The sequence below is a fragment of the Staphylococcus sp. EG-SA-2 genome (genome assembly GCF_017152085.1).
The window spans coordinates 1-26260 of the sequence record NZ_JACYHC010000110.1; the positions used below are offsets into that span (position 1 = coordinate 1).

Sequence of the window (26260 nt, forward strand, 5' to 3'; positions counted from 1 at the left end):
GGTGATATTTTAATCATGATTGGACATGATAATGATTTAAATCGCTTTGAAAAAAATATTGCGACGAGATAATCGGGAGTGGGACAGAAATGATATTTTCTCAAAATTTATTTCGTCGTCCCACCCCAACTTACATTGTCTGTAGAAATTGGGAATCCAATTTCTCTTTGTTGGGGCCCACACCCCAACTCGCATTGCCTGTAGAATTTCTTTTCGAAATTCTCTATGTTGGGGCCCCTGACTAGAATTGAAAAAAGCTTGTTACAAGCGCATTTTCGTTCAGTCAACTACTGCCAATATAACTTTGTAGAGCATTGAACATTGATTTATGTCTCAAGCTCATCATATATAAAGAAAAAGCTACTAACAATGGGTGGTGAGTTTAATTAAAACTTCACTTCAAAGTTAGTAGCTTTTTGATTATTTATTGTTTGATTCTTTTTGTTCGTTTACCTTCATAATGACTGGTAAAATCATTGGTTTTCTAGCTGTTTTTTCAAATAAATAAGGTTGTAATGTTTCAATGATAGAAGATTTAATCTGATGCCATTGAATATCTTTATTTTGATTTAACTTACTAATAACATCAGTTTTGATTTTGCGTTGTGCATCATAAATTAATTGACCTGATTCCCTCATATATACAAATCCTCGAGAAATAATGTCTGGACCAGAAAGTAATTTATTTGTATTAAAATCAATACTAACAACAACGATAACTAAACCTTCTTCAGATAATAGCTTACGGTCTCTTATTACAACATTACCGATATCACCGATACCACTACCATCAACAAGTACATTACCAGATGGAATGCGACCAGCTTTACGTGCTGAATCGTGTGTTAAAGCTAAGACATCTCCAATATCAAAGATGAAGACATTATCTTCTTCAACGCCGCATTCAACACCAGTCTCACCATGTGCTTTTAACATACGGTATTCACCATGAATAGGTAAGAAATATTTCGGCTTGATTAATCGAAGCATTAATTGTTGATCACCTTGAGAACCATGCCCTGAAGTATGGATGTTAGAAATCTTGCTATGGATAACATCTGCACCAGCTTTATACAAGGAATTAATAGTTCTGTTAATACTTTTTGTATTACCTGGGATAGGTGATGAACTAAATACAACGGTATCTTCAGGTATAATTTTAATTTGCTTATGAGTACCATTAGCAATTCTAGATAATGCTGCCATTGGTTCACCTTGTGAACCAGTACATAGTATCAATAACTCATGCTTCGGTACGGTATTAATTTTATTAGGTTCAATAAATGTTTCAGGTGGTGCTTTAATATAACCAAGTTCCATACCGATTTTAATATTGTTTTCCATCGAACGACCGAACGTAACAATTTTACGGTTATTTTTGATAGCAGCTTCAACTGCTTGTTGAACTCGGTAAATATTAGAAGCGAAGGTAGCAAATATAATACGACCTTTACAATTACGGAAGATCTTATCTACGTTTTGACCAACTTCACGTTCGCTTAAAGTAAAATCAGGCACAAGTGAATTTGTTGAGTCTGAAAGTAAACATAGAACGCCTTCTTCGCCTAATTGAGCCATTTTAGCAATGTTTGCTGGTTTGCCTACAGGTGTAAAATCAAATTTAAAGTCACCGGTATGAACTACTTTTCCTTCAGGTGTATCTACGATGACGCCATAAGTTTCAGGAATACTATGCGTAGTTAAGTAGAAAGAAATCGTAAAGTGCTTAGATTTAATCACACTGTCCTCATTGATTTCATTTAGTTTAGCAGTACGTAATAAATGATGTTCTTCAAGTTTATTACGGATTAAACCTAATGCTAAAGGACCACCATAAATAGGTATATTAAGTTGTTTTAATAGGAAGGGCACACCGCCTATATGGTCTTCGTGACCATGTGTTATAAATAGGCCAACAATTTTATCTTGGTTTTGAACTAGATATGTGTAGTCAGGTATAACATAATCAATCCCTAATAAGTTATCATCAGGGAATTTGATACCTGCATCGATAATGACAATTTCGTCTTTATACTCAACTGCATAAGTATTTTTACCGATTTCACCTAGACCTCCAAGTGCATATACACCTACTTCATTTGGATGTAATTGTTTCATTATTTAGCAATCTCCACATTAAAGTGTTCTGAGTTTTCTTTTTCGTAATCTAAATGTGCGCCCTCTAATTTAGTGATAAATTCGATATTAAAATTACGATCTTTCAAGTAACGACGTACTTGTTCTTCTGTTTGAGCTTCAACATAAAGTGATTGTGTATTTTCACGCACAATTACCTCGTCTCTGTTATGTTGATAAAAAACTTTAAATACTGCCATGTTAAAAATTCCTCCTAAGAATGTTTGTTTAATTTATTGTTAACCCTAGTAAAATCGTATTGGAGTATATATCGATAAATTCATTCCAATCATCTCTATAATTTAACTTAATAACGATTTGGTTAATAACTAGGTTCATCATGTCGTTCATTTTAAAAAATTAGTGAAATAACACTAAAATTTCAGTTAAATCTTATTTTACATGATGAATGATAATAAATAAAGCAGTTTATCTCACTAGAAATCGAAGTATTTCGAATAAATGTGCAGTTCTATTTATTAAAATAAATGTAGAGATTATAAATTAATGTTAAGAAAGAATTAAAGGATTTTATATGAAACGGTAAAATTTAAATGAGGGGATAAAAAGTTTGGTAGAAAGGTGAATATATTTAACTGTTGTTTATTCGAAAAAGTTGTACAAGAAAAAGCTTAGGACATCATATTTATCCTAAGCTTTGATAATTAGTAAAAATGTGCTTTAAACTTCTACAGCATCTGTATGTGGTTGTAATGGGTGATTTTTGTCAATGTGATCATAGAACATTACACCATTTAAATGGTCAATTTCATGTTGGAAAACAATTGCTGGATATCCTTTTAGTCGTAATTGTATATCATTACCTTCGATGTCTTTGGCTTTAATTGTAATTCTATTATGACGGTGAACTAGACCAGCAACATTATCATCGACACTAAGGCAACCTTCACCAGTTGGTAAATAAGCTTCTTGAACGCTATGACTTACAATTTTTGGGTTCACAAGCATATAGTCATAAGATTTGCCACTGCCATCATCTGGTATTAAAACAGCAATCATACGTTTAGAAATATTAATTTGAGGTGCAGCCAAACCAACGCCTGAACGTAAACCATATCGTTTCGCGATTTCCTCATCTTGACTATTTACTAAAAACTCTCTCATGGCGATTAATGTTTCTTTTTCTTCTTTAGTTAATGGTAATTCTAACTCAGCTGCTTTTTGACGCAAAGTTGGATGACCATCTCTAATGATGTCTTTCATTGTTAACATATATTGCACCTTCCTTATTTTAATTTGTTTTAGTTGAATGACAGTAAAAAGGTTGTTAAGATACTCATACATTTTTATGTGTAAATATCTACAAAGTTAACCAACTACTGCCAATGTTTATTTTAGATAGTATATGTAAATTTTCAGATATGCTAATTGCTTAAAAAATGATTAAAGTGTTGGTTCCAAGCAATGATACTTTAGAAATTTATTTATCATCTTGACTTTAAAAATTATATTATAAATGACGTAACTGTCAACAGATATACTTAGTAATGAAGATGTGTAATGTAATTGTTTAAAATTGATTTCCAAGCAGATTTTATTTATCATTTAATTTAAATAGCAAGTGGAGGTACAAGTAATGAAATTTGGAAAAACAATCGCAGTAGTATTAGCATCTAGTGTCTTGCTTGCAGGATGTACTACGGATAAAAAAGAAATTAAAGCATATTTAAAGCAAGTGGATAAAATTAAAGACGATGAAGAACCAATTAAAACTGTTGGTAAGAAAATTGCTGAATTAGATGAGAAAAAGAAAAAATTAACTGAAGATGTCAATAGTAAAGATACAGCAGTTCGCGGTAAAGCAGTAAAAGATTTAATTAAAAATGCCGATGATCGTCTAAAGGAATTTGAAAAAGAAGAAGACGCAATTAAGAAGTCTGAACAAGACTTTAAGAAAGCAAAAAGTCACGTTGATAACATTGATAATGATGTTAAACGTAAAGAAGTAAAACAATTAGATGATGTATTAAAAGAAAAATACAAATTGCATGGTGAATACGCGAAAGCATATAAAAAGGCTGTAAACTCAGAGAAAACATTATTTAAATATTTAAATCAAAATGACGCGACACAACAAGGTGTTAACGAAAAATCAAAAGCAATAGAACAGAACTATAAAAAGTTAAAAGAAGTATCAGATAAGTATACGAAAGTACTAAATAAGGTTGGTAAAGAAAAGCAAGACGTTGATCAATTTAAATAATTAATATAATACAGATGGTAGGAAACAACTAATACAGTTCCTATTATCTGTATCTTTCTTTATTAAAACAGAACTTTTTCAAATGGTTTAACAGTCCCATTTATTTGTGGTACAATTAGTAAGGATAAAATGAATTTCTATACAATTATGGGAAAGGTATGGTGAATTGAATGGCTCCTAAGTTACAAGCCCAATTCGATGCAGTAAAAGTTTTAAATGATACTCAATCGAAATTTGAAATGGTTCAAATTTTGGATGAGAATGGTAACGTCGTAAATGAAGACTTAGTACCTGATCTTACGGATGAACAATTAGTAGAATTAATGGAAAGAATGGTATGGACTCGTATCCTTGATCAACGTTCTATCTCATTAAACAGACAAGGACGTTTAGGTTTCTATGCACCAACTGCTGGTCAAGAAGCATCACAATTAGCGTCACAATACGCTTTAGAAAAAGAAGATTACATTTTACCGGGATACAGAGATGTTCCTCAAATTATTTGGCATGGTTTACCATTAACTGAAGCTTTCTTATTCTCAAGAGGTCACTTCAAAGGAAATCAATTCCCTGAAGGCGTTAATGCATTGAGCCCACAAATTATTATCGGTGCACAATACATTCAAGCTGCTGGTGTTGCATTTGCACTTAAAAAACGTGGTAAAAATGCAGTTGCAATCACTTACACTGGTGACGGTGGTTCTTCACAAGGTGATTTCTACGAAGGTATTAACTTTGCAGCAGCTTATAAAGCACCTGCAATTTTCGTTATTCAAAACAATAACTATGCAATTTCAACACCAAGAAGCAAGCAAACTGCTGCTGAAACATTAGCTCAAAAAGCAATTGCTGTAGGTATTCCTGGTATCCAAGTTGATGGTATGGATGCGTTAGCTGTATATCAAGCAACTAAAGAAGCACGTGACCGCGCAGTTGCAGGTGAAGGTCCAACATTAATTGAAACTATGACATATCGTTATGGTCCTCATACAATGGCTGGTGACGATCCAACTCGTTACAGAACTTCAGACGAAGATGCTGAATGGGAGAAAAAAGACCCATTAGTACGTTTCCGTAAATTCCTTGAAAACAAAGGTTTATGGAATGAAGACAAAGAAAATGAAGTTATTGAACGTGCAAAAGCTGATATTAAAGCAGCAATTAAAGAGGCTGATAACACTGAAAAACAAACTGTTACTTCTCTAATGGAAATTATGTATGAAGATATGCCTCAAAACTTAGCAGAACAATATGAAATTTACAAAGAGAAGGAGTCGAAGTAAGCCATGGCACAAATGACAATGGTTCAAGCGATTAATGATGCGCTTAAAACTGAACTTAAAAATGACCAAGATGTTTTAATTTTTGGTGAAGACGTTGGTGTTAACGGCGGTGTTTTCCGTGTTACTGAAGGACTACAAAAAGAATTTGGTGAAGATAGAGTATTCGATACACCTTTAGCTGAATCAGGTATTGGTGGTTTAGCGATGGGTCTTGCAGTTGAAGGATTCCGTCCGGTTATGGAAGTACAATTCTTAGGTTTCGTATTCGAAGTATTTGATGCGATTGCTGGACAAATTGCACGTACTCGTTTCCGTTCAGGCGGTACTAAAACTGCACCTGTAACAATTCGTAGCCCATTTGGTGGTGGCGTACACACACCAGAATTACACGCAGATAACTTAGAAGGTATTTTAGCTCAATCTCCAGGTCTAAAGGTTGTTATTCCTTCAGGCCCATACGATGCGAAAGGTTTATTAATTTCTTCTATTAGAAGTAATGACCCAGTCGTATACTTAGAGCATATGAAATTGTATCGTTCATTCCGTGAAGAAGTACCTGAAGAAGAATATACAATTGACATTGGTAAGGCTAATGTGAAAAAAGAAGGTAATGACATTTCAATCATCACATACGGTGCAATGGTTCAAGAATCAATGAAAGCTGCAGAAGAACTTGAAAAAGATGGTTATTCTGTTGAAGTAATTGACTTACGTACTGTTCAACCAATCGATGTTGACACAATTGTAGCTTCAGTTGAAAAAACTGGTCGTGCAGTTGTAGTTCAAGAAGCACAACGTCAAGCTGGTGTTGGTGCAGCAGTTGTAGCTGAATTAAGTGAACGTGCAATCCTTTCATTAGAAGCACCTATTGGAAGAGTTGCAGCAGCAGATACAATTTATCCATTCACTCAAGCTGAAAATGTTTGGTTACCAAACAAAAATGACATCATCGAAAAAGCAAAAGAAACTTTAGAATTTTAATACATTTTAAAAGTTAACGAAGTTAGCGTATTTTAGTCTCATTGATTAAAATGAAATGTTTAATTTACGAAATCTTAGGAGGGCAAAAACGTGGCATTTGAATTTAGATTACCCGATATCGGGGAAGGTATCCACGAAGGTGAAATTGTAAAATGGTTTGTTAAAGCTGGAGATACTATTGAAGAAGACGATGTTTTAGCTGAGGTACAAAACGATAAATCAGTAGTAGAAATCCCATCACCAGTATCTGGTACTGTAGAAGAAGTTATGGTAGAAGAAGGTACAGTAGCTGTAGTTGGTGACGTTATTGTTAAAATCGATGCACCTGATGCAGAAGATATGCAATTTAAAGGTCATGATGATGATTCATCATCTAAAGAAGAACCTGCGAAAGAGGAAGCGCCAGCAGAGCAAGCACCTGTAGCTACTCAAACTGAAGAAGTAGATGAAAACAGAACTGTTAAAGCAATGCCTTCAGTACGTAAATACGCACGTGAAAAAGGTGTTAACATTAAAGCAGTTTCTGGATCTGGTAAAAATGGTCGTATTACAAAAGAAGATGTAGATGCATACTTAAATGGTGGTGCACCAACAGCTTCAAATGAATCAGCTGCTTCAGCTACAAGTGAAGAAGTTGCTGAAACTCCTGCAGCACCTGCAGCAGTATCATTAGAAGGCGACTTCCCAGAAACAACTGAAAAAATCCCTGCTATGCGTAGAGCAATTGCGAAAGCAATGGTTAACTCTAAGCATACTGCACCTCATGTAACATTAATGGATGAAATTGATGTTCAAGCATTATGGGATCACCGTAAGAAATTTAAAGAAATCGCAGCTGAACAAGGTACTAAGTTAACATTCTTACCTTATGTTGTTAAAGCACTTGTTTCTGCATTGAAAAAATACCCAGCACTTAACACTTCATTCAATGAAGAAGCTGGTGAAATTGTGCATAAACATTATTGGAATATCGGTATTGCGGCGGACACTGATAGAGGTTTATTAGTACCTGTAGTGAAACATGCTGATCGTAAGTCTATTTTCCAAATTTCAGATGAAATTAATGAATTAGCTGTTAAAGCACGTGATGGTAAATTAACAGCCGATGAAATGAAAGGTGCAACATGCACAATCAGTAATATCGGTTCAGCTGGTGGACAATGGTTCACTCCAGTTATCAATCACCCAGAAGTAGCAATCTTAGGAATTGGCCGTATTGCTCAAAAACCTATCGTTAAAGATGGAGAAATTGTTGCAGCACCAGTATTAGCATTATCATTAAGCTTTGACCACAGACAAATTGATGGTGCAACTGGCCAAAATGCAATGAATCACATTAAACGTTTATTAAATAATCCAGAATTATTATTAATGGAGGGGTAAAACATGGTAGTTGGAGATTTCCCAATTGAAACAGATACTATAGTAATCGGAGCAGGTCCTGGTGGATACGTTGCAGCAATTCGTGCAGCTCAATTAGGACAAAAAGTAACAATCGTTGAGAAAGGTAATCTTGGTGGTGTTTGCTTAAACGTAGGATGTATTCCTTCAAAAGCATTACTACATGCTTCTCACCGTTTTGTTGAAGCACAACATTCTGAAAACTTAGGTGTTATTGCTGAAAGTGTTTCTTTAAACTTCCAAAAAGTTCAAGAATTCAAATCATCAGTTGTTAATAAATTAACTGGTGGTGTTGAAGGCTTACTTAAAGGTAACAAAGTTAACATCGTTAAAGGTGAAGCATATTTCGTAGATAACAATAGCTTACGTGTTATGGACGAAAAGAGCGCACAAACATACAACTTTAAAAATGCAATCATTGCAACAGGTTCAAGACCAATTGAAATTCCTAATTTCAAATTCGGTAAACGTGTTATCGACTCAACAGGTGCTTTAAACTTACAAGAAGTACCAGGTAAATTAGTTGTAGTTGGTGGAGGATACATTGGATCAGAATTAGGTACAGCATTTGCTAACTTTGGTTCAGAAGTAACCATCCTTGAAGGTGCTAAAGATATCTTAGGTGGCTTCGAAAAACAAATGACACAACCTGTTAAAAAAGGTATGAAAGAAAAAGGTGTTGAAATCGTTACTGAAGCTATGGCTAAATCAGCTGAAGAAACAGATAACGGAGTTAAAGTTACTTATGAAGCTAAAGGCGAAGAGAAAACAATCGAAGCTGATTATGTATTAGTAACTGTAGGTCGTCGTCCAAACACAGACGAATTAGGCCTAGAAGAATTAGGTGTTAAATTCGCTGACCGTGGATTATTAGAAGTTGATAAACAAAGCCGTACGTCTATCAGCAATATCTATGCAATTGGTGATATCGTTCCAGGTTTACCACTTGCTCACAAAGCTAGCTATGAAGCTAAAGTTGCTGCTGAAGCAATTGATGGTCAAGCTGCTGAAGTTGATTACATTGGTATGCCAGCAGTATGCTTTACTGAACCAGAATTAGCTACAGTTGGTTATTCAGAAGCGCAAGCTAAAGAAGAAGGTTTAGCAATTAAAGCTTCTAAATTCCCATATGCAGCAAATGGTCGTGCATTATCATTAGATGATACTAACGGATTTGTTAAACTTATTACACTTAAAGAAGATGATACTTTAATCGGTGCTCAAGTAGTTGGTACTGGTGCATCAGATATTATCTCTGAATTAGGTTTAGCAATTGAAGCTGGTATGAATGCTGAAGATATCGCATTAACAATCCATGCACATCCAACATTAGGTGAGATGACTATGGAAGCAGCAGAAAAAGCTATCGGATACCCAATCCATACAATGTAATAACTGATTATCTATAAAGATTCAGTCATTAAAAGCTGTAGCATATGCTACGGCTTTTTTGTTTTAGGTAAAGTAATGTAAGGAAATTGATTTGAGATATCGTTAACATGTGACATGCATGTTATACTAGCGATGCTAACAAAAGAATTGAAATGGAGGGTTCAACAATGGAATATGAGTATCCAATTGATTTAGACTGGAGTAATGAAGAGATGATTTCAGTGATAAATTTCTTTAATCATGTAGAGAAGTATTATGAATCCGGCGTGACGGCAGGCGACTTTATGGGTGCATATAAAAGATTTAAAGAAATTGTGCCTGCTAAAGCAGAGGAAAAACAAATTTTTAATACTTTCGAAAAAAGTAGTGGCTATAATAGTTACAAAGCAGTTCAAGATGTAAAAACTCACTCTGAAGAACAAAGAGTAACAGCTAAAAAATAATTCGTTCGAAATTAACACAATTTAATAGGATTTTTTCTTTAAAACTATTGCTAATAAAGCTATATTTTGATACCTTTATCAAGTGTTAAACAAAATGTTTGATAAAAGTAAACTTAATATAGCTTTTTTAGGTGGAAAAATAAATGAACATAGGTAATAAAATTAAAAATCTTAGAAGAATTAAAAATTTAACGCAAGAAGAACTTGCTGAACGTACAGACTTATCGAAAGGCTACATTTCACAAATAGAAAGTGAACATGCCTCACCAAGTATGGAAACTTTCTTAAATATTATAGAGGTGTTAGGAACGACGCCAAGTGAATTTTTTAAAGACAGTGAAAATGAAAAAGTATTATACAAGAAGGAAGAACAAGTTATTTATGATGAGTATGATGAAGGTTATATATTAAATTGGTTAGTTTCAAAGTCAAATGAATATGATATGGAGCCATTAATATTAACTTTAAAGCCTGGAGCATCATATAAAAATTTTAATCCATCAGAGTCTGATACGTTTATTTATTGTATGTCAGGTCAGATAACACTTAATTTAGGCAAAGAGATATATCAAGCACAAGAAGAAGACGTTTTGTATTTTAAAGCACGAGATAATCATCGTTTGTCAAACGAATCAAACAATGAAACACGAATACTTATTGTAGCGACAGCTTCATATTTATAGGGGGGATCTTATTTGGAACCGTTATTATCATTAAAATCAGTTAGTAAAAGCTATGATGATCTTAATATCTTAGATGACATAGATATTGATATTGAATCAGGATACTTTTATACATTATTAGGTCCTTCAGGTTGTGGTAAAACAACAATTTTAAAATTAATTGCAGGGTTTGAATATCCTGACAGTGGTGAAGTGATTTATCAAAACAAACCAATTGGTAATTTACCACCAAATAAACGTAAAGTGAATACAGTCTTTCAAGATTATGCATTATTTCCACACTTAAACGTATATGATAATATCGCTTTTGGTTTGAAATTAAAAAAATTATCAAAAACCGAAATTGATCAAAAAGTAACTGAGGCATTAAAATTAGTAAAACTTTCAGGTTATGAAAAAAGAAATATTAATGAAATGAGTGGCGGACAAAAGCAACGTGTTGCAATTGCACGTGCTATCGTAAATGAACCAGAAATATTATTGTTAGATGAATCTTTATCCGCATTAGATTTGAAATTGCGTACTGAAATGCAATATGAATTACGAGAATTGCAATCTAGATTAGGTATTACATTTATATTTGTAACACATGATCAAGAAGAAGCGTTAGCATTAAGTGACTTTCTTTTTGTATTAAAAGATGGGAAAATTCAACAATTTGGCACACCAACAGATATATATGACGAACCAGTGAATCGATTTGTAGCTGATTTTATTGGAGAATCTAATATTGTTGAAGGACGCATGGTTAGAGATTATGTCGTGAATATTTATGGGCAAGATTTCGAATGTGTCGATATGGGTATTCCTGAAAATAAAAAAGTAGAAGTCGTTATTCGACCAGAAGATATATCATTAATCAAAGCTGAAGAAGGATTATTTAAAGCAACTGTTGATTCTATGTTATTTAGAGGGGTCCACTATGAAATATGTTGTATAGACAATAAAGGTTATGAATGGGTAATACAAACGACTAAAAAAGCTGAAGTAGGCAGTGAAGTTGGTCTTTATTTTGATCCTGAAGCCATTCATATTATGGTTCCTGGAGAAACAGAAGAAGAATTTGATAAACGTATTGAAAGCTATGAGGAAGTAGACAATGCGTAATACTAATAAATTTCTCTTAATCCCGTATTTACTATGGATGGTTATATTTATTATTGTACCAGTTGTATTACTCATTTATTTTTCATTTTTAGATATCAATGGACATTTTAGTTTCACGAATTATCAACAAATTTTTACTACAAAATATTTGAAAATGTTTGCATATTCAATTTTATATGCCGCTTTAATAACAATTATTACCTTGACTATCAGTTATCCAGCTGCCTATTATATTACTCGTTCGAAATTTCAAAATATCTTATTAATGATAATGATTATTCCAACATGGATAAATTTATTGTTAAAGACATATGCTTTTATAGGTTTATTAAGTCATGATGGCGTGATTAATCAATTTTTCCACTTATTTAATTTACCATCATTCAATTTGTTATTTACAACTGGTGCGTTTTTAGTAGTGGCAAGTTACATTTATATACCATTTATGATTTTACCTATATTTAATAGCATGAAAGCAATTCCTAATAATTTATTGCAGGCCTCAAGTGATTTAGGTGCCAGTCCTTTCTATACTTTTAGAAAAGTAATCATGCCGTTAACAAAAGAAGGTGTTATGACTGGGATTCAAGTAACCTTTATTCCATCACTTTCATTATTTATGATTACAAGATTAATTGCAGGTAATAAAGTCATAAATATAGGTACGGCAATAGAGGAACAATTTTTAACAATTCAAAATTATGGTATGGGATCAACTATAGCTATATTCTTAATTGTATTTATGGCATTCATTTTAATCATTACAAAATCATCTAATGGGAGAGGGTGAATCATATGAAATGGTATGGAAAGCTGTATATCGGGATACTTTTAGCGATTTTATACATCCCAATATTCTTTTTAATGTTCTATTCATTCAATTCGGCTGGTAATATGATTCACTTTGAACATTTTACATTAGAGCATTATCAATCATTATTTCAAAATGATCATTTAATGTCGGTCATTTTTAATACGATAGCTGTAGCACTTTTAGCAGCCTCAATTTCTACAGTTATTGGTACATTTGGTGCCATTGCTATTTATTATTTAAGAAATAAAAAGTTTAAAGTAACTTTACTAACATTGAATAATGTCTTGATGGTATCATCCGACGTTGTCATAGGTGCATCATTCTTAATTATGTTTACAACGATTGGCCATTTTACTGGTCTTGGTTTAGGATTTTGGACAGTTCTAATATCTCATATTGCATTTTGCATACCTATAGTTGTGATTATCGTCTTACCACAACTGTATGAAATGAATAATAATATGTTAAATGCTGCAAGAGATTTAGGAGCGACTGAACCACAATTATTAAGCAACATTATTATTCCTAATATTTTACCTTCTATTATAGGAGGTTTCTTTATGGCTTTAACTTATTCACTAGACGATTTCACAGTAAGTTTCTTCGTTACTGGTAATGGCTTTAGTGTGTTATCAGTTGAAGTTTATGCTATGGCGAGAAAAGGAATTAGTATGGAAATTAATGCGATTTCAACATTATTGTTTGCTGTTATTGTATTAGGAATACTAGGATATTATTTGATTCAATACGTGATAAATAAGAAAAAACTAATCAAGCGAGGTGTAAAATAATGAAACGTTTTTTACAACTCATTATAGGTGCATTAGTTGTGGGTATGCTTTGTCTTACTTTAAGTCATTGGTTTAAATCTAAAGAACAAGTGCATACAAATCAAAAAATTTACGTATACAATTGGGGCGAATATATTGATCCAGAGTTAATTAAGAAATTTGAAAAAGAAACTGACATTCAAGTCGTTTATGAAACTTTCGATTCAAATGAAGCGATGGAAGCCAAAATTCGCAATGGCGGTACACATTATGATGTTGCTTTTCCTAGTGAATATACAGTTCAAAAATTGAAAAGAGATCATTTATTGTTACCAATAGATCATAATAAGGTACCTAATATTAAAAATTTAGATTCAGATTATATGAATATGTCATTTGATAGAGGCAATAAATATTCTTTACCTTATTTCTTTGGAACTGTAGGTATTTTATATAATAAAGAAAAGTATCCAAATGAATCATTTGATAGTTGGAAGTCATTGTATAATCCTAAATTTAAAAACCAAATTTTACTAGTTGACGGTGCTAGAGAGATTATAGGCATGAGTTTGAATAAACTTGGGTATAATCTTAATGACCGTAATTCGCACCATTTAAAAGAAGCAGAGCGAGATTTAACCAAACTAGCACCACAAGTAAGAGGTGTCGTAGGTGATGAAATTACCATGATGCTTCAACAAAATGAAGGTAACATAGCGGTTGTTTGGAGTGGTGTTGCAGCACCTCTAGTGCAAGAAGGGGATAAATATAATTATGTTATTCCTAAAGAAGGATCGAATTTATGGTTCGACAATATGGTAATTCCAAAAACGGCACAAAATAAAGAGGGTGCATATAAATTTATGAATTTTTTATTAGATGCTAAAAATAACAAGCAAAATACAGAATTCGTAGGCTATGCAACGCCAAACAAGGCTGCTCGACAATTGTTGCCTAAAGAGATTAAAGACGACCATCGTTTTTATCCGACTAAGAAAGAGCAAGAACGCCTTGAAGTTTATAAAGATTTAGGACCTGAAGTTTTAAGTGAATACAATGAAAACTTTTTGAATTTCAAAATGTCATTAAAATAAAATCATAAATAGTAGTTATTTACTGTATATTTAGTTATAATAACGGGATAAGTACTATAAGGAGTTGTAACGAATGACTGGAGAACAATTTACTCAAATTAAACGTCCAGTAAGTAGATTAACTGAAAAAGTTCTAGGTTGGTTATGTTGGGTGATGTTATTAGTGCTTACTGTCATTACGATGTTTATAGCACTTGTTTCATTCAGTAATAACACATCGATAGCTAATCTTGAAAATACATTAAACAATAATGCATTTATCCAGCAATTATTAGCTGGAAATGGCTATAATACAACACAATTTGTAATATGGTTACAAAATGGTATATGGGCTATTATCGTTTACTTTATTGTTTGTTTGTTGATTTCATTTTTAGCTCTCATATCTATGAATATAAGAATCTTGTCAGGTTTCTTATTCTTAATATCAGCAATTGTAACGATTCCTTTAGTTTTACTTATCGTTACTTTAATCATTCCGATATTATTCTTTATTATTGCGATGATGCTATTTATAAGAAAAGATAAAGTTGAAATGGTTGCGCCACAATATTATGAAGAGTATAACGGACCGATTTATGATTATCGTGAACCTGTGTATGAGCGCCCCCAACCGAAAGATGATTATTATGATGTGCCTAAATATGAAAAAGAATTGGATAAATCAAATACTGTATATGATCAAGAACAGGAAAGAGATAAATATGATCAATTTCCTAAACGTGCAGTTGAAAGTGAATATAATCATGATGAGCGCACTGAGGAAGAACCATCAGTATTATCCAGACAGGCTAAATACAAACAAAAAAGTACTGAAGAACTAGGTATTGAAGATGATGGTTATTATGCAGAACCTGAAGTTGATCCAAAAGAATTGAAAGCACAACAAAAGCGAGAAAAAGCTGAAATTAAAGCTAAGAAAAAAGAAAAACGTAAAGCTTATAACCAACGAATGAAAGAACGTAGGAAAAATCAACCTAGCGCAGTTAGTCAACGTCGAATGAATTTTGAAGAGCGACGTCAAATTTACAACAATGATATTTCTGAAGAACGCAATTCAAGTGAAGTTAAGGACAAAAAAGAGCAAGAATAAATATTGATGATACCCAGATTAGTAAGTAGAGGTCTTTTGCTTATTAATCTGGGTTTTTATATGAGGTTAATCATCGATAACGTTTAATTAAAGTGTTTAGGTGTCAAAATTTTAAATGACGATTTCTCATTACCATACACCTAAATTATCATCAATCTGAATTCAGATGTTTATTATAAAAATTAGATGAAAAATATGTTAATATACAAGTAATTTAATGTGCGTATATCTATAGGCTCGTAGTATACTTATTAAAATATTAAACAAAGAAAGGATTTTAAGATGAATAGAAAACCTGAATTAATCATGGCTTGGATTGCAAATAGTATTAGTATTATTTATTTATTAGTTATGGGGCTATCCTATTTTTCTTTAAAAAGTGGTAATGCATCACAACGTGAAGAATTAGCGAAGCAATTATCTCAGAACGGTGGCAATGTTTCTTTAGATATGCTTCAGACAACAATGGGTGCATTAGCAATTATTTTATTAATTTCAACACTTTATGGTATATTTGCGACAATTTGTATTAAAGGGCGTAGAAAATTATCGATTATACTTTTTGTTATCGCGATAATTGTAAGTTTGATGGCTCTTAATTTAATTGCAATTGTCTTATGGGTTATCGTGATGATTATGTTGATTTCTAAAAAAGAATCAAAAGAAACTACACATAAGGACGATGAGTATATTTATCATTAATATGTTCATAGCAAAAAAACCATTAAAATGTTAAGTTGTTAATTATTAGATACAACCAACATTTTAATGGTTTTATTTTTAACTTTGTAGTTCTTGGAATGTTTGAACGATTAAATAGACATTTAAAATACTTAGAATAATAATAAGTGTCCATGAAATGATATTAACCCATGTTTTATTATAGAAAGGTCCCATCAAGTCTTTATTACTAGTAGCTAATTGTAATGGTATTAAACAGAATGGCAGAGCAATACTTAAAAATACTTGAGAGAATACAAGTAGTTGCTCAATTTTAGCTGCATTACCTTTAAAAATGATTAAGCATACGATAACAGGAATGACAGCAAGGGAACGTGTAATTAAACGTCTTAACCAATTTGGTATGTGTAATCTTAAAAATCCTTCCATTACAATTTGTCCTGCTAAAGTACCAGTAATCGTTGAATTTTGACCTGACGCTAATAATGCAACTGCAAATAATGTACTCATGATTGCACCCATTGTTGCACCTAGTACAGGTTCAGTTTTTAAGGCGTGATATAAATCATAGAAACCACCTAAATCGTCAGCGTTCGAGTTGAAAAATAGTGATGCTCCTAACACTAATAATAAGCAATTGACTACAAATGCGATTGATAACTGAATGTTCGAATCTATCGTAGCAAATTTAATCGCTTGCGCCTTTTCTTCATTGTTATGTCTTGAGTATGTTCTAGATTGTACAATTGATGAATGTAAGTACAAATTATGAGGCATAATTGTAGCGCCAATAATACCTAATGCAATATAGAGAATGCCGTTATTTGTAATGATTTCACTATGTGGTATAAATCCATTTAACACAGCATTCAACTGTGGTGATGAAATATAGACTTCAAATATAAAGATGAATAACACTGTGAAAATTAATGTACCAACAATAGCTTCAATTTTTCTAAAACCATATTTCATTATAAATAGTAGTAAAAATACATCAAGTACAGTTATTAGTGCACCGACGATTAAAGGTATGTTAAATAGGAGATTAAGAGCAATAGCACTACCAATAACCTCAGCAATATCTGTAGCGATAATTGCTAGTTCTGCAATGATCCAAAAGATTATAGCAATAGGTCTTGATAAATAATGTCGTGTCATTTGAGCTAAGTCCATACCTGTTGCTATTCCTAATCTCACTGTCATGCTTTGAAGTAACATTGCTGATAAACTTGAAATAAGAATTACGAATAGCAAAGTATAGCCATATTGGGCGCCACCTTGCATTGATGTTATCCAGTTTCCGGGATCCATGTAACCAACAGCGACTAATAACCCAGGTCCAAGAAATGATAAAAATTTCTGTTTATTTGAACTGCGATGATCGAATTTAATTGTATTGTTTATTTCGTCTAAACTTAATTGTTCATTTGTTGAATGTCGTTTATTATTCATTTTGACTCACCTCTACTTCTTATGGACAATATAATAACCTAATAAAATGTTTGGGTCAACCTAAATTTATTTTAATTTTTTTAAAAGTATGAATTATTATGTTGAACGTTCGATTTAATATTAAGAAAAAAGAGCACGAAATCATGGATGTGATTACGTGCTCTATTATTTAAACAAAGTTATTTATGCAGAATAAAATGGTAAGAACTGATCGAAGGTTTCTTCTAAAAATGCAATAAATGCTTTGTCACTTTTTAATCTTTTATCTTGTGGTGTGATTGCACGCGCTATAAAGAATTCACCTTTTTTCACATTGATGGCTCTTTGTATCGCTTCTTTTAAATCATCATCCGTTAAATCTTTAATAAATGGTTTATCAGGTTTCATATGATCTAAGCAAACACGATAATCATCAGGTAATTGTTGAATAGCTTTAAATTTTCTTTCAAAAACTTTTGCACGTGTTGCTTTATCTTTTGCTTCATGCATGATTCCAAACATAACAAACAGTTGATCTTCAAACATACCAATTTGGAAATGAGGTAACATTTTATAGCCTCTTTTGCTTGTAGCAAAAGCAACCCATGTATCTTTAGGAGGATTCACACTTCTTCTAGCATGTTTTGCTACGTGAGGATAAAATGTTTCACCAGTTTGACTTGTAAAGAAGTCACTAAAATATTCTCCTAATTCATGGAGTTGTGGTCGTATGTATTCGTTTAAAGCTTCCATTCGTGCGTCTAAGCCTTCTACGTTGAACGCTTTGAAATCTTTAGGTTTAAATGTATATTTTGTCATAGAGTACCTCCTGTATAGTGTTTAAAAATATTGTAGCATATGTTTTATCAATTGCGGCTTAAGACGCTCTCATTAAAATTAGTATTTTCATTTTTATCATAAGAAGTTATTTTTATAAAATGTTGATGTATAATAAAGATGTTAGGAGATGATGTTATGGCACTTTATGGATTTGCCCAAGGACTTATTCAAGAAGCAGGAATTAGAATTAAACAATTGATGGAGCAAAATTTAACAATTGAAACAAAGTCAAATCCGAATGACCTTGTTACAAATGTAGATAAAGCAACAGAAGATTTCATTTTTGATACAATTTTAGAAACATATCCCAATCATCAAGTATTAGGTGAAGAAGGGCATGGTCATGACATCGATACTTCCAAAGGTACGGTATGGGTTGTTGACCCAATAGACGGTACATTGAATTTTGTTCATCAACAAGAAAATTTCGCAATTTCAATTGGTATTTATATCGATGGTAAACCTTATGCAGGTTTTGTATATGATGTTATGGCTGACGTCTTATATCATGCTAAAGTAGGGGAAGGCGCATATCGAGGTAGCCAACCCTTGAAACCATTGAATGATTCTAATCTAAGACAAAGCATTATTGGGATCAATCCGAACTGGTTAACTAAACCAATTTTAGGAGAAATCTTTAAAGAAATTGTTAATGATTCTAGAAGTGCAAGGGCATATGGTAGTGCAGCGCTTGAAATCGTTTCAGTTGCTACAGGTAATTTAGAAGCATATATGACGCCAAGACTTCAACCATGGGATTTTGCTGGCGGATTGGTTATTTTATATGAAGTAAATGGACAAGCTTCAAATTTACTAGGAGAACCATTAACAATTAGTGGTCCAAATTCAATCTTAGTTGGAAATCGAGGTCTCCATCAAGAAATTAGCAATGATTATTTAGAGCCCTACCATGATACGTTAATACAATTACATGAACAACGATTTAAAAGAAAATCAAAATAATTACCAAAAGCGTAATATGTAGTCCTAACAATTAGGTAACATATTACGCTTTTATACCTTAAATAATAAAAACACGCGCCAATATAAAACCAGTTAAATGTTCATCATGAACATGTGTGGTCTTAAATCAACGCGTGTTATTGTCGATATAACTTATAGCCAATCGTTTTCTCGATATTTTTTCTTTGTAGTAAATCCAATTCCAAAGGTTGCAACGAGTAATATAAATGTTAAAATCATCATTGGTACATTTGATGCACCAACAGCAAAACTAAATAATACTAAGAAAACAACAGCTAATATAGAAAATACCCAAAAGATATTTTTAGATTTTTTTTGTTTCATCCTATCCCCACCTTTTGCTTATCTTTTCTCAATTATATGATATAATAAAAAAGTTGTAATTAAAAGTGGGATTTTACTTAAGAAAGAAGGAAACTATTTATATGACTAATAAAAGAGAAGATGTCCGCAATATAGCAATTATTGCTCACGTTGACCATGGTAAAACAACTTTAGTAGATGAGTTGTTAAAACAATCTGGTATATTCAGAGAAAATGAACATGTCGATGAACGTGCAATGGACTCTAACGATATCGAAAGAGAGCGTGGAATTACGATTCTAGCCAAAAATACGGCTGTTGATTATAAAGGTACACGTATTAATATTTTGGATACACCAGGACATGCAGACTTTGGTGGAGAAGTAGAACGTATTATGAAAATGGTTGATGGGGTTGTCTTAGTAGTAGATGCGTATGAAGGTACAATGCCTCAAACACGTTTTGTACTTAAAAAAGCGCTAGAACAAAACCTGAAACCTGTTGTTGTTGTTAATAAAATTGATAAACCATCAGCACGTCCAGAGGGTGTTGTAGATGAAGTTTTAGATTTATTTATTGAATTAGAAGCAAACGATGAACAATTAGAATTCCCTGTTGTTTATGCTTCAGCAGTAAATGGAACAGCTAGCTTAGATCCTGAAAAACAAGATGATAATTTACAATCATTATATGAAACAATTATTGATTATGTACCAGCTCCAATTGATAACAGTGATGAGCCATTACAATTCCAAGTAGCATTGTTGGACTACAATGATTATGTTGGACGTATTGGTATTGGTCGTGTATTCAGAGGTAAAATGCGTGTCGGAGATAATGTATCACTAATTAAATTAGACGGTACAGTGAAAAACTTCCGTGTAACTAAAATCTTTGGTTACTTTGGATTAAAACGTTTAGAAATTGAAGAAGCACAAGCTGGAGATTTAATTGCTGTTTCAGGTATGGAAGACATTAATGTTGGTGAAACTGTAACACCACATGACCATCAAGAAGCATTGCCAGTTCTACGTATTGATGAGCCTACTCTTGAAATGACATTTAAAGTTAACAATTCTCCATTTGCTGGCCGTGAAGGTGACTTTGTAACAGCACGTCAAATTCAAGAACGTTTAAATCAACAATTAGAAACAGATGTATCTTTGAAAGTTTCTAACACAGATTCTCCAGATACATGGGTAGTTGCTGGTCGCGGTGAATTGCATTTATCAATCCTTATTGAAAATATGCGTCGTGAAGGTTATGAATTACAAGTTTCAAAACCACAAGTAATTATTAAAGAAATAGATGGTGTAATGTGTGAACCATTTGAACGTGTGCAATGTGAAGTGCCACAAGAAAATGCAGGTGCTGTTATTGAATCATTAGGTGCACGTAAAGGTGAAATGGTTGATATGACTACAACTGATAATGGACTTACACGTTTAATCTTTAATGTACCGGCTCGTGGTATGATTGGTTATACGACTGAATTTATGTCAATGACAAGAGGTTACGGTATTATTAACCATACATTTGAAGAATTTAGACCACGTATTAAAGCACAAATTGGCGGTCGTCGTAATGGTGCATTAATTTCAATGGATCAAGGTTCTGCAAGTACTTATGCCATTTTGGGACTTGAAGATAGAGGTGTAAACTTCATGGAACCTGGTACTGAAGTTTATGAAGGTATGATTGTTGGTGAACATAATCGTGAAAATGATTTAACTGTTAACATCACTAAAACAAAACATCAAACTAACGTACGTTCTGCAACGAAAGACCAAACACAAACAATGAATAGACCGCGTATTCTAACATTGGAAGAAGCGTTACAATTCATTAATGATGATGAACTTGTTGAGGTTACACCAGAAAGTATACGTTTAAGAAAGAAAATTTTAAACAAAAATGTTCGTGAAAAAGAAGCAAAGCGTATCAAACAAATGATGCAAGAAAACGAATAATTTAACATAATAAAAGAGAAGCTGAGCGATGAAAGTTGCTTAGCTTCTCTTTTGGCATATAATATTTGAAAAAGTGTTTAAATGCTATTATTTCCTGTTACTTTCACATTTTCAAATTTCTAACTTGTTTATTCAGATATTAATCGAGCGGATAGTGTTGCGCACGTTGTTTAGGTGTGTCTAATCGACTTTTACAATCATCACACATAAATGTTCGAATAGGATTGTTTTTAAGTCGTTTAGACTCAGTTGTGCGCTCATCTATAAATACTTTTGCATCACAGATAATGCATTGCACTTGTCTCAAATTAAATCACCTCAATATGAGTTACATGGTTGATTCGATATGAATAACCATCTTCTTGATTGTAAATAAAACTATCTACACCATTATCGCTGTAAAGTCGTTTACCGTCTTTTGCAAATTGGAAAAATAAATAGGGTAATAGATCTATCGGTATATCTAAATGATCATGCTCATTTGATAATCGAATAGTAGTTGCAGAGTCATGTGGTTCGGAATGTTTGAAAAATGGTGTCATATTAATGACAAATGAACCTTCTAACATGGCACGTTTTTTATATTTTATTTCTGAATTTAAAGTAGGCGGATTAGTTTGTCCTTCTAGGATAGCACGATTCCATTCATGATTATCTTCAAAGTCGATTGGTTTTGAACCATCAAATACACCTTTTTCTAAATCTTCGATGCTAACTTTTCTATCATCGAAAATCCAAGTCGTACTATCTAATGTTATAGGAAACTTTACGGCTCCTTTAATTTGTATCATTTTCCCACTCCCTATCAATGTATATAGCATTATTTTAACACAAATTGCTAACGACACATTTTAAATCTACTTGCTTTTTAATATTTAGTAAGATAAACTTTTAGTAAGACTTGAGAATTTATATAGAGGGGGAGCGTGTCATGGCGAAACAAGCAACAATGAAAAATGCAGCTTTGAAACAATTGACTAAAGATGCTGATGAAATCTTGCATCTGATTAAAGTTCAACTAGATAATTTAACATTACCTTCATGCCCATTATATGAAGAAGTACTAGATACACAAATGTTTGGACTTCAAAAAGAAGTTGATTTTGCTGTTAAATTAGGTTTAGTTGACCGCGAAGATGGCAAACAAATTATGTTACGTCTTGAGAAAGAACTTTCAAAATTACATGAAGCTTTTACACTTGTTTAAGGTTTAATATATAAGCATATTAAAATGGCGTGAGATATCGACAATTGAGCTGCGCCGATTTTATATTTATAGTTTAATTACTGATTAAAGTGGCTGTTATGTTGTCTTCTTGATGACATGTCAGTCACTTTTATTGGGTTTTAGCAATTCACGATATTAAGTAAACAAATATTCTATAAATTACCTCAAGAGACCTGTTAATATTTGTGATTATGACTGTGTCATGTATATAATAAGTAACATGGATTTTTAAAATTAAAGTATAAAACGAAATCATTTGAAGTATAAATTGTAGAATTGGATGACTGAATATATGAAGAATTTTAGAAGTATTTTACGGTATATTGGTAAAACCTCAAAGTTTATTGATTATCCGTTATTAGTTACATATATTGTATTGAGTTTAATTGGATTAGTGATGGTATATAGTGCAAGTATGGTTCCAGCAACTAAAGGCACATTGACTGGTGGTATCGATGTTCCAGGAACGTATTTTTACAACCGACAATTAGCATATGTCATAATGAGTTTTATAATTGTATTTTTTATTGCATTTTTAATGAATGTTAAATTACTGAGTAATATTAAAGTGCAAAAAGGTATGATTATAACTATCGTCTCACTATTATTACTGACGTTAGTAATAGGTAAAGATATTAATGGTTCTAAAAGTTGGATAAACTTAGGATTTATGAACTTACAGGCATCTGAGTTATTAAAAATTGCAATCATATTATATATCCCATTTATGATCAGTAAAAAAATGCCTAGAGTATTAAGTAAACCAAAATTAATTTTAAGTCCTATTGTATTAGCATTAGGTTGTACGTTTTTAGTTTTCTTACAAAAAGACGTAGGGCAAACATTACTAATATTAATTATTTTAGTTGCGATTATTTTTTATTCAGGAATTGGGGTAAACAAAGTCCTAAGATTTGGTATACCAGCAGTGCTAGGATTCTTAGTAGTATTTGTCATTGCATTAATGGCTGGTTGGTTACCAAGCTATTTAACTGCCAGATTTAGTACGCTAACAGATCCATTCCAATTCGAATCAGGAACTGGATACCATATTTCCAATTCATTGCTTGCGATAGGTAACGGTGGCGTATTTGGAAAAGGATTAGGAAATAGTGCAATGAAATTGGGCTATTTACCAGAACCACATACAGATTTTATTTTTGCAATTATTTGCGAAGAATTAGGTTTAATCGGAGGATTGCTAGTTATTACTTTAGAGTTCTTTATTGTATATCGTGCCTTCCAGTTTGCAAATAAAACATCATCATATTTTTATAAACTTGTGTGTGTTGGGATTGCCACATACTTTGGAAGTCAAACGTTTGTAAACATTGGCGGTATTTCGGCAACAATTCCATTAACTGGTGTGCCATTGCCATTTATCAGCTTTGGTGGATCATCAATGATTAGTTTAAGTATTGCTATGGGATTACTTCTGATTGTAGGTAAACAAATCAAAGTAGACCAGCAACGAAAGAAACAACAACAAAAAGTTGATATAAGAAGACAATTTAATTAAAAAAATACTAGCCAATATTTAGTACGAGATGACTTCTGTCATTAAGCAATGCTAAACATTGGCTATTTATATACTCTTTGTCAAATTGGACTGATGAGTTCAATAACGGAAGTTAGGCAACCAAACAACGCTTAACTTCCTTTTTGTTTTGATATTACGAGATTACTCATGATTATCAAATTTTATAAACAAAACAACGTATAATTATAACTAAATTTTATGACTAAAAATTACTAAATGTGGTGGCGAAATTAGAATCATGATGATAAGATAAAGTTATCGCTATTGATAATAAATGTTGATGTTTTGCAATTTTATTTTTAATTTTTTAGAGTTGTAGAAATCGAAAATGTTTCACAACAAAAACGTGAACTACCTGTTGTTGCATAGTCATTTTTGAAATTATTATTTCTGAAGCGGAGGTTTTAATTGTCTCAAGAATGTTAAATTTTGAAAATTTGAAACATAACTATAGCAAAACAGAGCGCTTTAAGATAAAATTTTATTATCTAATTAGTTAGAAAATTCTAATAGTTTGAGGAGTGTATCGCTATTGAAACAAATAAAAAAGTTACTTGTTGCTAACCGTGGAGAAATTGCAATTCGTATATTCAGAGCGGCGGCAGAATTAGACATCAGCACAGTTGCAATTTATTCGAATGAAGACAAAAGTTCATTACATAGATATAAAGCAGATGAATCCTATTTAGTTGGAAGTGATTTAGGTCCTGCTGAAAGTTATTTAAATATTGAGCGTATCATTGATGTAGCAAAACAAGCGAATGTGGATGCGATTCATCCTGGCTATGGATTTTTAAGTGAAAATGAACAATTTGCGCGTCGTTGTGCAGAAGAAGGAATTAAATTTATTGGTCCTCATTTAGAACATTTAGATATGTTTGGAGATAAAGTTAAAGCTCGTACAACGGCTATCAAGGCAGATTTACCAGTTATTCCTGGTACAGACGGTCCAATTAAATCATATGAATTAGCAAAAGAATTTGCAGAAGAAGCTGGTTTCCCGCTAATGATTAAAGCCACAAGTGGTGGCGGCGGTAAAGGTATGAGAATCGTTCGTGAAGAAAGTGAATTAGAAGATGCTTTCCATAGAGCAAAATCAGAAGCTGAAAAATCATTTGGTAATAGTGAAGTTTACATAGAAAGATACATTGATAATCCAAAGCATATTGAAGTACAAGCCATAGGTGACGAACATGGAAATATCGTACACTTATTTGAACGTGATTGTTCAGTACAACGTCGTCATCAAAAAGTTGTAGAAGTTGCACCATCAGTTGGATTATCACCAACATTACGTCAACGTATTTGTGATGCTGCAATTCAATTGATGGAAAATATTAAATATGTCAATGCAGGTACTGTTGAATTTCTAGTATCTGGTGACGAATTCTTCTTTATAGAAGTTAACCCTCGTGTACAAGTAGAGCATACAATTACAGAGATGGTAACAGGAATTGATATTGTTAAGACACAAATTTTAGTTGCAGCAGGTGCCGATTTATTTGGTGAAGAGATTAATATGCCGCAACAAAAAGATATTACAACATTAGGCTATGCCATCCAATGTCGTATTACAACAGAAGATCCGTTAAATGATTTCATGCCGGATACTGGAACAATCATTGCTTATCGTTCAAGCGGTGGCTTTGGTGTACGTCTTGATGCTGGAGATGGTTTCCAAGGTGCTGAGATATCACCTTATTATGATTCATTACTCGTAAAATTATCTACACATGCGATATCATTTAAACAAGCAGAAGAAAAAATGGTACGTTCATTACGAGAAATGCGTATTCGTGGTGTTAAAACTAATATTCCATTCTTAATTAATGTAATGAAGAATAAAAAGTTCACAAGTGGTG

At 32.5% G+C, this 26260-nt stretch carries 27 protein-coding genes and 1 pseudogene; 19 read left to right on the forward strand and 9 right to left on the reverse strand.

Annotated features, from left to right (window positions below; translation table 11 throughout):
• Positions 1-72, forward strand: a pseudogene (locus IDG60_RS00940) (potassium transporter Trk); the annotation flags it as partial.
• A gap of 348 nt (positions 73-420) precedes the next feature.
• Here the strand turns inward: IDG60_RS00940 and rnjA are convergent.
• The 4 genes from rnjA to def all read right to left on the reverse strand — a co-directional run bounded on the left by rnjA (position 421) and on the right by def (position 3369).
• Positions 421-2118: a ribonuclease J1 gene (gene rnjA / locus IDG60_RS00945; protein ID WP_000811375.1), complete on the reverse strand. Its 1698-nt coding sequence runs from the start codon at positions 2116-2118 to the stop codon at positions 421-423.
• Positions 2118-2336, reverse strand: coding sequence for a DNA-dependent RNA polymerase subunit epsilon (locus IDG60_RS00950; RefSeq protein ID WP_000257888.1), 219 nt, complete (start codon positions 2334-2336; stop codon positions 2118-2120). The genes rnjA and IDG60_RS00950 overlap by 1 nt, the downstream gene beginning before the upstream one ends.
• Before the next feature lie 28 nt (positions 2337-2364).
• Complete coding sequence (locus tag IDG60_RS00955; RefSeq protein ID WP_001792047.1) at positions 2365-2487, reverse strand: hypothetical protein; 123 nt, start codon at positions 2485-2487, stop codon at positions 2365-2367.
• Between the two features lie 330 nt (positions 2488-2817).
• Positions 2818-3369: a peptide deformylase gene (gene def / locus IDG60_RS00960; protein WP_000957037.1), complete on the reverse strand. Its 552-nt coding sequence runs from the start codon at positions 3367-3369 to the stop codon at positions 2818-2820.
• Between the two features lie 364 nt (positions 3370-3733).
• Between def and IDG60_RS00965 the strand changes: the two genes are divergently transcribed.
• The 13 genes from IDG60_RS00965 to IDG60_RS01025 all read left to right on the forward strand — a co-directional run bounded on the left by IDG60_RS00965 (position 3734) and on the right by IDG60_RS01025 (position 16123).
• Positions 3734-4360: a YkyA family protein gene (locus IDG60_RS00965; protein WP_000668336.1), complete on the forward strand. Its 627-nt coding sequence runs from the start codon at positions 3734-3736 to the stop codon at positions 4358-4360.
• 170 nt (positions 4361-4530) lie between these two features.
• Positions 4531-5643, forward strand: a complete 1113-nt coding sequence (gene pdhA, locus IDG60_RS00970) for a pyruvate dehydrogenase (acetyl-transferring) E1 component subunit alpha (protein WP_000035320.1) — start codon at positions 4531-4533, stop codon at positions 5641-5643.
• A gap of 3 nt (positions 5644-5646) precedes the next feature.
• Positions 5647-6624, forward strand: a complete 978-nt coding sequence (locus tag IDG60_RS00975; protein WP_000068176.1) for an alpha-ketoacid dehydrogenase subunit beta — start codon at positions 5647-5649, stop codon at positions 6622-6624.
• 90 nt (positions 6625-6714) lie between these two features.
• Positions 6715-8007 (forward strand): dihydrolipoamide acetyltransferase family protein, encoded by a 1293-nt coding sequence (locus tag IDG60_RS00980; protein WP_000863439.1) that lies wholly within the window; start codon positions 6715-6717, stop codon positions 8005-8007.
• 3 nt (positions 8008-8010) lie between these two features.
• Positions 8011-9417: a dihydrolipoyl dehydrogenase gene (gene lpdA, locus IDG60_RS00985; RefSeq protein WP_000260117.1), complete on the forward strand. Its 1407-nt coding sequence runs from the start codon at positions 8011-8013 to the stop codon at positions 9415-9417.
• 167 nt (positions 9418-9584) lie between these two features.
• Positions 9585-9860, forward strand: a complete 276-nt coding sequence (locus tag IDG60_RS00990; protein ID WP_000455597.1) for a UPF0223 family protein — start codon at positions 9585-9587, stop codon at positions 9858-9860.
• Between the two features lie 143 nt (positions 9861-10003).
• The gene (locus IDG60_RS00995) at positions 10004-10543 is read left to right on the forward strand and encodes a helix-turn-helix domain-containing protein (protein WP_001020625.1); all 540 of its coding nucleotides are present in this window, start codon (positions 10004-10006) and stop codon (positions 10541-10543) included.
• 12 nt (positions 10544-10555) lie between these two features.
• On the forward strand, positions 10556-11650 hold the full coding sequence (locus IDG60_RS01000) for an ABC transporter ATP-binding protein (RefSeq protein WP_000433551.1): 1095 nt from the start codon (positions 10556-10558) through the stop codon (positions 11648-11650).
• Positions 11643-12440, forward strand: a complete 798-nt coding sequence (locus IDG60_RS01005) for an ABC transporter permease (protein ID WP_001246559.1) — start codon at positions 11643-11645, stop codon at positions 12438-12440. The genes IDG60_RS01000 and IDG60_RS01005 overlap by 8 nt, the downstream gene beginning before the upstream one ends.
• Positions 12441-12445: 5 nt before the next feature.
• Positions 12446-13255 (forward strand): ABC transporter permease, encoded by an 810-nt coding sequence (locus tag IDG60_RS01010; RefSeq protein WP_000872390.1) that lies wholly within the window; start codon positions 12446-12448, stop codon positions 13253-13255.
• Positions 13255-14328 (forward strand): ABC transporter substrate-binding protein, encoded by a 1074-nt coding sequence (locus IDG60_RS01015; protein ID WP_031864736.1) that lies wholly within the window; start codon positions 13255-13257, stop codon positions 14326-14328. The genes IDG60_RS01010 and IDG60_RS01015 overlap by 1 nt, the downstream gene beginning before the upstream one ends.
• A 73-nt stretch (positions 14329-14401) precedes the next feature.
• On the forward strand, positions 14402-15421 hold the full coding sequence (gene auxB / locus IDG60_RS01020) for a lipoteichoic acid stability factor AuxB (protein ID WP_000145499.1): 1020 nt from the start codon (positions 14402-14404) through the stop codon (positions 15419-15421).
• Between the two features lie 282 nt (positions 15422-15703).
• The gene (locus IDG60_RS01025; RefSeq protein ID WP_001080466.1) at positions 15704-16123 is read left to right on the forward strand and encodes a DUF4064 domain-containing protein; all 420 of its coding nucleotides are present in this window, start codon (positions 15704-15706) and stop codon (positions 16121-16123) included.
• 78 nt (positions 16124-16201) lie between these two features.
• On the opposite strand, the gene IDG60_RS01030 is transcribed toward IDG60_RS01025, so the two are convergent.
• The gene (locus IDG60_RS01030) at positions 16202-17554 is read right to left on the reverse strand and encodes an Nramp family divalent metal transporter (RefSeq protein WP_001060842.1); all 1353 of its coding nucleotides are present in this window, start codon (positions 17552-17554) and stop codon (positions 16202-16204) included.
• A 183-nt stretch (positions 17555-17737) separates the two neighbouring features.
• Entirely contained in the window at positions 17738-18352 is a 615-nt protein-coding gene (locus IDG60_RS01035) for a YktB family protein (RefSeq protein ID WP_000170603.1), read from the reverse strand.
• A 156-nt stretch (positions 18353-18508) separates the two neighbouring features.
• Here IDG60_RS01035 and IDG60_RS01040 point away from each other — a divergent pair, with 156 nt between their 5' ends.
• The gene (locus tag IDG60_RS01040; protein WP_001240318.1) at positions 18509-19336 is read left to right on the forward strand and encodes an inositol monophosphatase family protein; all 828 of its coding nucleotides are present in this window, start codon (positions 18509-18511) and stop codon (positions 19334-19336) included.
• Between the two features lie 153 nt (positions 19337-19489).
• On the opposite strand, the gene IDG60_RS01045 is transcribed toward IDG60_RS01040, so the two are convergent.
• The gene (locus IDG60_RS01045) at positions 19490-19681 is read right to left on the reverse strand and encodes a DUF5325 family protein (protein ID WP_000810620.1); all 192 of its coding nucleotides are present in this window, start codon (positions 19679-19681) and stop codon (positions 19490-19492) included.
• 101 nt (positions 19682-19782) lie between these two features.
• Here IDG60_RS01045 and typA point away from each other — a divergent pair, with 101 nt between their 5' ends.
• Positions 19783-21630, forward strand: coding sequence for a translational GTPase TypA (typA, locus tag IDG60_RS01050; RefSeq protein WP_000182654.1), 1848 nt, complete (start codon positions 19783-19785; stop codon positions 21628-21630).
• 139 nt (positions 21631-21769) lie between these two features.
• On the opposite strand, the gene IDG60_RS01055 is transcribed toward typA, so the two are convergent.
• Positions 21770-21937 (reverse strand): YlaI family protein, encoded by a 168-nt coding sequence (locus tag IDG60_RS01055; protein WP_001250275.1) that lies wholly within the window; start codon positions 21935-21937, stop codon positions 21770-21772.
• Position 21938: 1 nt separating this feature from the next.
• A complete protein-coding gene (locus IDG60_RS01060) occupies positions 21939-22421 on the reverse strand; it encodes a hypothetical protein (RefSeq protein ID WP_000614712.1) in 483 nt (160 codons plus the stop codon).
• Positions 22422-22561: 140 nt separating this feature from the next.
• Between IDG60_RS01060 and IDG60_RS01065 the strand changes: the two genes are divergently transcribed.
• The 3 genes from IDG60_RS01065 to IDG60_RS01075 all read left to right on the forward strand — a co-directional run.
• Positions 22562-22837 carry an Fpa/YlaN family protein gene (locus IDG60_RS01065; RefSeq protein ID WP_001118417.1) on the forward strand — a complete coding sequence of 92 codons (276 nt, stop codon included), beginning with the start codon at positions 22562-22564 and terminating at the stop codon, positions 22835-22837.
• 313 nt (positions 22838-23150) lie between these two features.
• A complete protein-coding gene (gene ftsW / locus IDG60_RS01070; protein WP_000787940.1) occupies positions 23151-24377 on the forward strand; it encodes a cell division peptidoglycan polymerase FtsW in 1227 nt (408 codons plus the stop codon).
• A gap of 553 nt (positions 24378-24930) precedes the next feature.
• Positions 24931-26260 (forward strand): ATP-binding protein (locus IDG60_RS01075; protein ID WP_206160382.1); only part of this gene is annotated, 1330 nt, incomplete at its 3' end.

Excerpts from the sequence above, each read along its gene's own strand:
- rnjA (WP_000811375.1), bottom strand. The coding sequence starts at position 2,118 with ATGAAACAATTACATCCAAATGAAGTAGGTGTATATGCACTTGGAGGT.
- IDG60_RS00950 (WP_000257888.1), bottom strand. The coding sequence starts at position 2,336 with ATGGCAGTATTTAAAGTTTTTTATCAACATAACAGAGACGAGGTAATT.
- IDG60_RS00955 (WP_001792047.1), bottom strand. The coding sequence starts at position 2,487 with ATGAACGACATGATGAACCTAGTTATTAACCAAATCGTTATTAAGTTA.
- def (WP_000957037.1), bottom strand. The coding sequence starts at position 3,369 with ATGTTAACAATGAAAGACATCATTAGAGATGGTCATCCAACTTTGCGT.
- IDG60_RS00965 (WP_000668336.1), top strand. The coding sequence starts at position 3,734 with ATGAAATTTGGAAAAACAATCGCAGTAGTATTAGCATCTAGTGTCTTG.
- pdhA (WP_000035320.1), top strand. The coding sequence starts at position 4,531 with ATGGCTCCTAAGTTACAAGCCCAATTCGATGCAGTAAAAGTTTTAAAT.
- IDG60_RS00975 (WP_000068176.1), top strand. The coding sequence starts at position 5,647 with ATGGCACAAATGACAATGGTTCAAGCGATTAATGATGCGCTTAAAACT.
- lpdA (WP_000260117.1), top strand. The coding sequence starts at position 8,011 with ATGGTAGTTGGAGATTTCCCAATTGAAACAGATACTATAGTAATCGGA.
- IDG60_RS00990 (WP_000455597.1), top strand. The coding sequence starts at position 9,585 with ATGGAATATGAGTATCCAATTGATTTAGACTGGAGTAATGAAGAGATG.
- IDG60_RS00995 (WP_001020625.1), top strand. The coding sequence starts at position 10,004 with ATGAACATAGGTAATAAAATTAAAAATCTTAGAAGAATTAAAAATTTA.
- IDG60_RS01005 (WP_001246559.1), top strand. The coding sequence starts at position 11,643 with ATGCGTAATACTAATAAATTTCTCTTAATCCCGTATTTACTATGGATG.
- IDG60_RS01010 (WP_000872390.1), top strand. The coding sequence starts at position 12,446 with ATGAAATGGTATGGAAAGCTGTATATCGGGATACTTTTAGCGATTTTA.
- IDG60_RS01015 (WP_031864736.1), top strand. The coding sequence starts at position 13,255 with ATGAAACGTTTTTTACAACTCATTATAGGTGCATTAGTTGTGGGTATG.
- auxB (WP_000145499.1), top strand. The coding sequence starts at position 14,402 with ATGACTGGAGAACAATTTACTCAAATTAAACGTCCAGTAAGTAGATTA.
- IDG60_RS01025 (WP_001080466.1), top strand. The coding sequence starts at position 15,704 with ATGAATAGAAAACCTGAATTAATCATGGCTTGGATTGCAAATAGTATT.
- IDG60_RS01030 (WP_001060842.1), bottom strand. The coding sequence starts at position 17,554 with ATGAATAATAAACGACATTCAACAAATGAACAATTAAGTTTAGACGAA.
- IDG60_RS01035 (WP_000170603.1), bottom strand. The coding sequence starts at position 18,352 with ATGACAAAATATACATTTAAACCTAAAGATTTCAAAGCGTTCAACGTA.
- IDG60_RS01040 (WP_001240318.1), top strand. The coding sequence starts at position 18,509 with ATGGCACTTTATGGATTTGCCCAAGGACTTATTCAAGAAGCAGGAATT.
- IDG60_RS01045 (WP_000810620.1), bottom strand. The coding sequence starts at position 19,681 with ATGAAACAAAAAAAATCTAAAAATATCTTTTGGGTATTTTCTATATTA.
- typA (WP_000182654.1), top strand. The coding sequence starts at position 19,783 with ATGACTAATAAAAGAGAAGATGTCCGCAATATAGCAATTATTGCTCAC.
- IDG60_RS01060 (WP_000614712.1), bottom strand. The coding sequence starts at position 22,421 with ATGATACAAATTAAAGGAGCCGTAAAGTTTCCTATAACATTAGATAGT.
- IDG60_RS01065 (WP_001118417.1), top strand. The coding sequence starts at position 22,562 with ATGGCGAAACAAGCAACAATGAAAAATGCAGCTTTGAAACAATTGACT.
- ftsW (WP_000787940.1), top strand. The coding sequence starts at position 23,151 with ATGAAGAATTTTAGAAGTATTTTACGGTATATTGGTAAAACCTCAAAG.